At 67.7% G+C, this 7,587-nt stretch carries 7 protein-coding genes and 1 pseudogene; 2 read left to right on the forward strand and 6 right to left on the reverse strand.

Annotation, left to right across the window (positions count from 1 at the left end):
- The first annotated feature begins 242 nt into the window (after positions 1–242).
- Positions 243–815: pseudogene (locus tag JK361_RS37475) on the forward strand (IS5 family transposase).
- 34 nt (positions 816–849) lie between these two features.
- Here JK361_RS37475 and JK361_RS37480 read toward each other — a convergent pair.
- The 4 genes from JK361_RS37480 to JK361_RS37495 form a co-directional block, all read right to left on the reverse strand.
- Positions 850–2,103, reverse strand: coding sequence for a lanthionine synthetase C family protein (locus JK361_RS37480; protein ID WP_201826999.1), 1,254 nt, complete (start codon positions 2,101–2,103; stop codon positions 850–852).
- Positions 2,100–3,512 (reverse strand): MBL fold metallo-hydrolase, encoded by a 1,413-nt coding sequence (locus tag JK361_RS37485; protein ID WP_201827001.1) that lies wholly within the window; start codon positions 3,510–3,512, stop codon positions 2,100–2,102. The genes JK361_RS37480 and JK361_RS37485 overlap by 4 nt, the downstream gene beginning before the upstream one ends.
- Before the next feature lie 179 nt (positions 3,513–3,691).
- Positions 3,692–4,720 carry a hypothetical protein gene (locus JK361_RS37490; protein ID WP_201827004.1) on the reverse strand — a complete coding sequence of 343 codons (1,029 nt, stop codon included), beginning with the start codon at positions 4,718–4,720 and terminating at the stop codon, positions 3,692–3,694.
- A gap of 205 nt (positions 4,721–4,925) precedes the next feature.
- Positions 4,926–5,063, reverse strand: a complete 138-nt coding sequence (locus JK361_RS37495) for a hypothetical protein (protein WP_201827005.1) — start codon at positions 5,061–5,063, stop codon at positions 4,926–4,928.
- 51 nt (positions 5,064–5,114) lie between these two features.
- Here JK361_RS37495 and JK361_RS37500 point away from each other — a divergent pair, with 51 nt between their 5' ends.
- On the forward strand, positions 5,115–5,597 hold the full coding sequence (locus JK361_RS37500) for a tyrosine-type recombinase/integrase (RefSeq protein ID WP_268983277.1): 483 nt from the start codon (positions 5,115–5,117) through the stop codon (positions 5,595–5,597).
- Positions 5,598–5,833: 236 nt separating this feature from the next.
- On the opposite strand, the gene JK361_RS37505 is transcribed toward JK361_RS37500, so the two are convergent.
- Complete coding sequence (locus JK361_RS37505; protein WP_201827009.1) at positions 5,834–6,727, reverse strand: hypothetical protein; 894 nt, start codon at positions 6,725–6,727, stop codon at positions 5,834–5,836.
- Between the two features lie 338 nt (positions 6,728–7,065).
- Positions 7,066–7,449, reverse strand: coding sequence for an STAS domain-containing protein (locus JK361_RS42780; RefSeq protein ID WP_504739918.1), 384 nt, complete (start codon positions 7,447–7,449; stop codon positions 7,066–7,068).
- Positions 7,450–7,587 lie beyond the last annotated feature (138 nt).

A 7,587-nucleotide genomic window follows, 5' to 3' on the forward strand; every position in this document is an offset into this window, starting at 1 on the left:
ACTCGCCGAACTGCTCGACCGAGCCACCCTAAAGCTCGTGCCGGCCGAACCTGGCTACCCCCGTCTGGTCCGAGGTGTCCGGGCCGCTCAACCCCAGAGGCGAAACCTCACGTTGAGCCTGACCCTGCGGGCGCGGGGGCTGAACCGCGCTGGGTTCCGTAGAGGCTCCGTCCGGTGGAAAGTTGGAGCCGTGTCACGTGCGAGTAAGAGGTCATCTCATTTGGCTGAGTGGGCTGTCGGCTGTGGTGGGGATCATTGAGCGGCTGGTGCCGGACGAGCTGTGGGAACTGTTCCAGAGGGTCGCGCCGGAGGCGCCATCGCGGCCTCAAGGTGGTGTGAGTATGAGGGCCCTGAAAAAGGGGAGCTGACAGGTCCGAATCCTTCGACCGGGGCAAGTCGACTCGAAGATCCACCTGATCACCGAGCGGACCGGTCTGCCCCTGTCTGTCGGCATATCCGGTGCCAACGTCCACGACAGCCAGGCCCTGATCCCGCTCGTGAAGGGCATTCCGCCGATCCGATCCCGGCGAGGTCCCCGTAGGCGTAAGCCCGGCAAACTGCACGCCGACAAGGGTTACGACTACTCTCACCTGCGGCGATGATTATCCCAGCGGGGTATCCGGCACCGCATAGCCCGCAAGGGAGTCGAGACCTCGCAGCGGCTCGGTCGGCACCGCTGGACCATCGAGCGCACGATGGCCTGGCTCGCTGGGTGCCGTCGCCTCCATCGTCGCTACGAGCGCAAGGCTGAGCACTTCCTCGCCTTCACGAGCCTCGCATGCACCCTCATCTGCTACCGCAGACTTACCAAATGAGATGACGTCCAAGTGGCCGGCGGAAGCTCGTGCCCTACTCGAAAATCGGCGAGGCCAGTAGCGTCCGGTCCCACGATGGTGGCATCGCGGTGGCCGCGGCAAGCAATGCCAATGCCACTCCGGTCGCGCCGGTCAGCAGCGATGAGCCGTCGCCGTCCCACGGATCTGGCTTGGGATACCCGGCGAAGTCGCCGCCACCGGGCTCGTGAAAGTCGAAAGTGCGCATGAACCAGAACCGAGCCCCTTCGCCAATCTGCCCGTCACCAGTTGCTTGCCACGTCCGGTTGAACACGTGGGCCAGGCCGGCGCTGCCGTGGCACAGCCACGCGTCGGTGACGCCCGTGTCCTCGGGCGCGCGGACAGCGGCGGCTCGCGCCAGCACGGTCGCCTCGGCCTCCCAGGCCGTCACGCCCAGAGCCCGTGCCGCGACCAGCACCGCCATCGCCGCGCCTGCATCGCCGTAGCACCACGCGGTGCGCGCCGGTACGGTGGATCCGTCGGTGTTCAGCCAGTACGGGAGCCGCGACGGGGAGGTGTCGTCCAGACGCTGCGCGAGCAACCAATCGACGGCTCCAGACGCCATCACAGCAGCCTGAGGTCTAGCCACCCCGGCCGCGGCCGACAGCGCCAGGACCGCCAGCACGCCGGGCACCCCGTGGGCCACCCCGAGGTTGTGATGGCCGTCGGGGCTCTGCCTGCGTTGGTGATCCCGCAGCAGCTCGGGCCCGGTGTGCCACGTCACGCCCTCGGGTGTGTGGATCGCAAGCTCGCCCAGCTGCCTCACCACCCCTTCGAGGCATTCGCGTGCCCCCGGTGTCGGCAGGCATTCGAGCGCGTACACACCGTAGCCAGCGAGGCCGGATACGAGGTCGAAGGGCGCGCACCAGGGCGAGCGCGCGAGCTGCGTCAGGAGCGCGCGATTGATGTGCGTTGTCGGGTCGAGAGACTTCGCCTCGAGCCCCAGCAGGCGCGTTACGTGCGAGGCGGCCCATCCCACGCCTGCGACGCCCGCGAACAGCCCGGCCCTCGGCCGGACCCGGAGCCCCGCCATCGCACGCCGGAGCCACGTTTCGGCGCGCTCAGCGGCCGCGGCGTCGTCGAGCGCCAGCGCAAGGTAGGCGTTGAGAACAGCGAAACCTGCCGCACCGTCGCACAGCGAGGGGCCGACGTCGGCGGGGGGAAGCGCCTCCACCGCTTCGGCGACCTCGACCGCGACGGTGACGGCCTTCGCCGCCGCCGGTCCGGATAGCAGCGCGGTCCAGCGTCCCGGCTCGACGGGCCGGATCACCCGAGGTACGCCGCGTCCGCGACCGCCGCGGTTGCCTCGCCGTAGGGCCAGGCGAAGTTCTGCATCCTCTCGATCCGCGGTTGCGGCCCCCCGGACACGATCGAGTCTCCCGGCCGCATCAGCAGAACGTTGACCGTCGATCGATGGACCCCGGAGCCCGTCTTCGTCCTAGTCGCGGCGGCCACGCTGACGCGCTCGGGGAAGGGGTCGAAGACGGGGTTCTCCGACGCCGCCTCGTCGAGACGAGGACCAAGACCGATCTGCCAGTACCACGGCGCGCCGCCATCCGCATAAGGGACCAGATGCGGGGCTTTCCAAATCTCAGCGATGTCGACGGCCTCGTCAGCAGTCGTCATGATGCGTTGCCGCACACCCCACGACTCTGGCGGCACAAACGGCAGGTAGCGGCCAACGGACGAGGTCAGTAGCTGAACCGGATACATCAGCCATCCGCGGTACCCGACAAACAAATAATCAGGACTGCCGAGGTCACGACGGGCGCGAGCCGCTACCTGACGGACATCCCCGGCGGCGTCACGGCCCGAGTCGGCGAGAAACGCCGCCGAGCATCGCGGCGTACGGACGAAGTAAGTGTTTCCTGCGTTCCGGATGTCGGGATGCAGCTGGCTGCCGTCGGTGGGCTGCTCCCCGTGAAAGGGAAGGGCCGTCACCTCGATGTCCTTCACCTGGACGCTGTCCCACCATTCGAGCTCGGTGACGTCGTCAAAGCCCAGCTCGTGGAGGCGTTCGTACATCCGAACGGACAAGAACGTTTCGCGCTCCAGTTTCGGCACGACGATCCTGGTGTCACACGGCAGTTGTAGCAGCGTGCCGGTATCGAAATGATCGGGATGGGAGTGGGTCAGTACCACGGCATCGATGCGACCGAGGTCGCGCAGCTGCAACGGCTGGTAGTCCGCTGGGTAATGGCCGCAGGCGGGACGGACCCATGGATCGACAATGACTGCCGCGGTGGCCGAGCGAACCACCACCGTGCTATGCCCGAGGAACGTCATGTGCGCGTGGTCAAGGTCGGCCGCTGGTTCAGACACCGGCTCGAGCAGGCCTTCACGATCCATCGCAGCCAACAGACGTGCCACCGCGCCCACCGATCGGTCGACTTCGACGCCGGTAGTGGTCAGCTGCACGATTAGCCGATGCACGTCTGGCCAGGTTGGCATCGGGACGGGCTGGCTGAGCGCCCGCATCCGGTCGCTGTTGGCCAGCAGAAGACGATGCGGGAAGCAATCCGATACCGCGGGGAACAAGACTTCGTCTCGGATCGTCCACGAACCATCAGCCGTGGGCTCCGCGATCTCCCGAAATCGCCGCCCCGCCACCACGTCCGCCAGCATCGCAGGACCGGCGCCGATCAGGTTCGCCTCACCGTGCTCCTCGACGTAGGACATGATCGGTTCGTAGATTCGGCGCATGCTCCGCTCCGGTTGTGTCGTCACCGGGCTGCCGAACGCGGTCCGATCGCTGTACTCGACACTGATTCCGACATGACGACCCAGTCGCTGCAACATCAGATGCGCTCGCTCGATTCCATGTCATAGGCGGATTGGCGACCGGAGGGAGCTCCTGGTCAGCTGTAGAACTGCAGGGGCCTTGTCCCCTCATGGAGAGCGAAGGCCTGCAGCGTCACGCGGGTGCCTGCCGTGAATCCTCGGACCGCGTGTGGTCGCCCCGTATTCAGGACGATGAGGTCGCCTGCGCGCGGAGTGAGTGTGACGGGGGCAGGAAGAAGGGCGTGCAGCTGCCGCTGGATGCGTTCGCGGTGAACGGGGTCGAAAGAGTACTGGAGGAAATAGGCGACGACGCGGACGAGGCTCTGAAGGTGCTCGGGCTGCTGCATCGCGACCGGGAAGATGTTGAGCTCGCCCCCGCTCGTCGGGACGTCGAGGTAGATGTTCGCGCTGAACAAGCCGTGCTCGGAGTCGAGAAACATGCTCGAGTCGGTGTGGATAATCCCCTCGACGCGCGTGATGCCGTCGAGCAGTGTTTCAGGCCGCATCACGCGGGCCAGACCAGCGAGCATCTTTCGGCGGTATGGGTTGTCCCGACTCACGGTCGCCCCCGAGGGCCAGAGCTCGTCGAGCTCGAGTCGGAGCTTGTCGAGCGGAGAGAGACCATTCGCGGCGCCTCGGATCGCACGCATGGCCGGCAGCGCTTCCTTGAAGTAGGCGATCGCTTCGTCGACTGACGAGTAGAGGGCGTTCACCGGGATGCCGGCAGTGTAGGCCGTATCGGTGCCACCCCAGGTGTGGGCGGGTCGATCGGCGAGCCAACGCGCGAGCTCCGTGCACATGTCGACGTTGCCGAACCCGGGCACATGCAGGGCACACGTTCGATTGGCGAAGAGGTCCTGCAGCGCGCTTGGCGTCAGCTCGCCGCACGTCGCGACTCTGGCGCCGTCGGACTCGAGGCGAACGTCCCGCACTGCCTCGAGTTGCGCCAATACGTCGGTAACGCTTTTGGCCGGCGTCTTCGCGGAGGGCTTCGCGTCCTTCTGTCGCTCGAACTCGGCGCGCAGTTCCTCGTCGCTCATGGGATCAAGAGCGTCGGCGAGCGCTCGCCTTGACTCTTCCTCGAGTGTGGTGGCTGCTTTCGCCATGGTGCTCTCTTCTCGGTTCAGTCGAGGTCGCCTTTGACGGACGAAGCGTAGAAGCGCAGAGGTCGTCTGCGGTCCGCGAGGAAGCGGTGGCTGCCTATGTGGCGGCTTGTTGGTTGATTGGATCACGCCATCGCCGATATCGGGACAAACACGCCGAGTACGTCAGGACGCAGGGGGCTTCCCCTGTGATCGTGGGCACCCGTTGTCATGCGGCGAGGGCCGGCGTAGTTGATCGCTGTTCGTAGGTGACGGGGTTGTGCTGGCCGAGGGCGTAGTACCGCCAGGTGTTGTAGCGGGTCATCCAGCGAAACACCGCGAGGCGCCCGAAGTCGTCCAACAGCATCCATACGATCATGCTGGACAAGGAGACGGCCAGGCTGCTCGGCCGGTCGCGATGTGCGGGCGACAGCGTGTACATGTTCACGGGACGGACAGGTATGCCGCTGCGGCCGGACAACATCACCGGCCGTTCAACAACCTGTTGGCGGCGAGCGTGCGAGGGCTCGGACCGCACCAGGTCCGGCACATGCTGGCGTCGAGCCTGTTGGACTCAGGCTACAGCGTGCACGAGGTCGCCGAACGGCTCGGCCACGACCCCGCGAGGTTGATGCGCAACTACACCCGGGTCAACGCAGTGCGCCGTCGGCAGGCCGCCGACGTCCAGTACCTGGTGCTCGCGCCGGTCGGCTGCAGGGCCGGCAGCTCGGCCACCGCCGCGATTCTGCTGCCGGTCATTCTGATCGGAGTCGATCGGCTCATCCTCCTCGGGGGCGTCGCCTTCAGCCTCTGGAACTTTGGGCTGAGGATGGCGGCACCCGGGTGGGTGCTGCCGCTCCGCGTTGACACCGGGGTCAGGGCCGGCGACGCCGGCGGGTGAGGTCCGGGACCAAGGCTTGGGCGGCCACCTGCTGCTCCAGGGCCGCGTTGGCCTCTTTGAGCTTGCCGTTCTCGATCTCCAGGACGTGGACGATCCGGGCCAGGAGCTGGGCGTGTCCGCGCAGATCGTCGCGTTCGCCGCGGATGCGGGCCAGGTCCTGCTGCTGCTTGGCTCGCCGTCGAGCTGGGCCAGCGCTGCGCCGTCGCGCGGGCCGGTGGCGGCTACCGCGGGGGTGTTCATCGTCGCTCCTCGACTTCGGTGTCGGCCGGCTGCTGTGCCTCGTGGCGTCGGATGATGGCGGTGAGGTGGGCTTTGCGCTGTTGTTGGCGGGCGGCTATGGGGTAGGGGTCGAGCCTGGCGTCGGCCTCCGCGTCGATCCGTGCGACCTCGGCCCGCAGGGCGGTGATCTGGCTGTCGGTGCGGCTGATGTTCGCGCACGCCGGGTGGCATCGGGAGTGGTCGGGGGTGTGACGGGCGCCGTCGCCCGCCCGGTCGCGGTCGGGGTTGCACAGCGCGGTGAACGCGTCGTGGTTGCAGGTCAGGAAGGCTTTCGGGTCCTCGTAGACCTGGAGGCGGGGGTTGGCGACCAGCGCTCGCAGTTCTCGACGTCCGAGGTAGGTTCCGGCGTAGCGGGCGGAGAACTCGGCGGCCGCGGCGCGGTAGCGGTCGGCGGCCGGGCCGGAGACCTTCTCGTCGGCGTCGATGCGTTCGCTGGCCTCGGTGAGGGTCTCGGCCAGGGCATGGCCCTTCTCCTGGTCCAGGACCTCGAGCATGTCGGCCTTCGAGCGGCCGGCGTAGGACTCCGACATGGCGGTCGCCGCGTGGCCGTACTGCACCGCGAGAGCGATCCGGCCGCCGGGCTGGCGGTAAATGAACCAGGCGATGGTGCGGCGAAAGCGGCGCAGGGCGACAGCGCCGTCGGGATCGGGCGGGATCAGCTCGTGGGGCCGGTCGTGGGGCCGGTCGTGGGCGGTGGCGAGCTGATTGGCCCAGGCGGTGAAGGCGCGGATCCGTTCCACGGCGGTGTCGCAGGACAGTCCGGTGCGGGGCATGCAGGTGTCCTTGGCGTACCAGTAGAGGGTGCGGGTGAACAGCTGCTCGCTTTCCCCGACGCCGGTCGAGGGTGGCACGCTGCCGGATTGTCCCCATCACCTACCCAGAACAGCCGTCATTCGTAAGCCACTTGATTCCCTCAGCCGCATCACGACATGAGGCAACACAGCGTGTGTCCACAGAACACAGGTACGTGTACCGCTTGGGGAGGAACCGCCGGGAACGCGAGGCCATCCGACTGGGCCTGCCGATAGGCGACCGGTATCCGAAGACGCCGGACGGCGAGTGACCGCGCCCCCGGGCCGGCACCTGCTCGTCCGGGTGCCGGCAGCCGCGCGCTCGTACGCCTCGGAGCGCCCCCGGGCCGCTCGACCCGCCCCCGGCGCCGAAAGGCTCGCCGAGGCACTGACGACGATCAACGGCGGCGCCTGCCCACGGCCATGTCTGGGGGAGCCATGCCGCCTCGAAGTCGGTCGCATCCCGTGCCTGGCGGGCCCGTTGCTCGATCAAGCGGCGGAAGCCGGCCAGGGGCGAACCGTTCGCCAGTGGCGGGGCCGCGGCCGGGGATGCCTGCGATGTTGGCCATGAGCTGCTGGTGCTGCTCCTGCCAGCCGATCACCAGGACCCGAAGACCGCGTTGCTCGGCGCGCCGGTGGAGGTCGAGCAGGTGGAGAAGGCCGTCGGCGTCCATGGCCTGTACTGCGTGGACATCGACCATCAGGTCCCTGTCGTCGCCGGTGAGGTGATCGAGTGCCGCATGGAGATGGACGCCCGCTTCGTCGGTGAGATGGCCGCCCATGTGGGCCAGCACGGATGCGCCGTTGCGCTGGATACCCAAGGTGATCAACGTGTGCGGTTCCCGTCTGTTGGAGCTGTTGCCGTGTGCCCCCCATCCTGGCCGGGCACAGCGGCCGGTCGGTACACGGCGCGCAGGCTG

The sequence above is a fragment of the Streptomyces musisoli genome, assembly GCF_016741855.1.
GTDB classification, from domain to species: domain Bacteria; phylum Actinomycetota; class Actinomycetes; order Streptomycetales; family Streptomycetaceae; genus Streptomyces; species Streptomyces musisoli.

What these genes read in the sequence shown, in the direction of transcription:
- JK361_RS37485 (WP_201827001.1), bottom strand. Translation starts at nt 3,512, where the DNA reads ATGTCCTACGTCGAGGAGCACGGTGAGGCGAACCTGATCGGCGCCGGT.
- JK361_RS37490 (WP_201827004.1), bottom strand. Translation starts at nt 4,720, where the DNA reads ATGGCGAAAGCAGCCACCACACTCGAGGAAGAGTCAAGGCGAGCGCTC.
- JK361_RS37495 (WP_201827005.1), bottom strand. Translation starts at nt 5,063, where the DNA reads ATGCTGTTGGACGACTTCGGGCGCCTCGCGGTGTTTCGCTGGATGACC.
- JK361_RS37500 (WP_268983277.1), top strand. Translation starts at nt 5,115, where the DNA reads ATGTGCGGGCGACAGCGTGTACATGTTCACGGGACGGACAGGTATGCC.
- JK361_RS42780 (WP_504739918.1), bottom strand. Translation starts at nt 7,449, where the DNA reads ATGGGCGGCCATCTCACCGACGAAGCGGGCGTCCATCTCCATGCGGCA.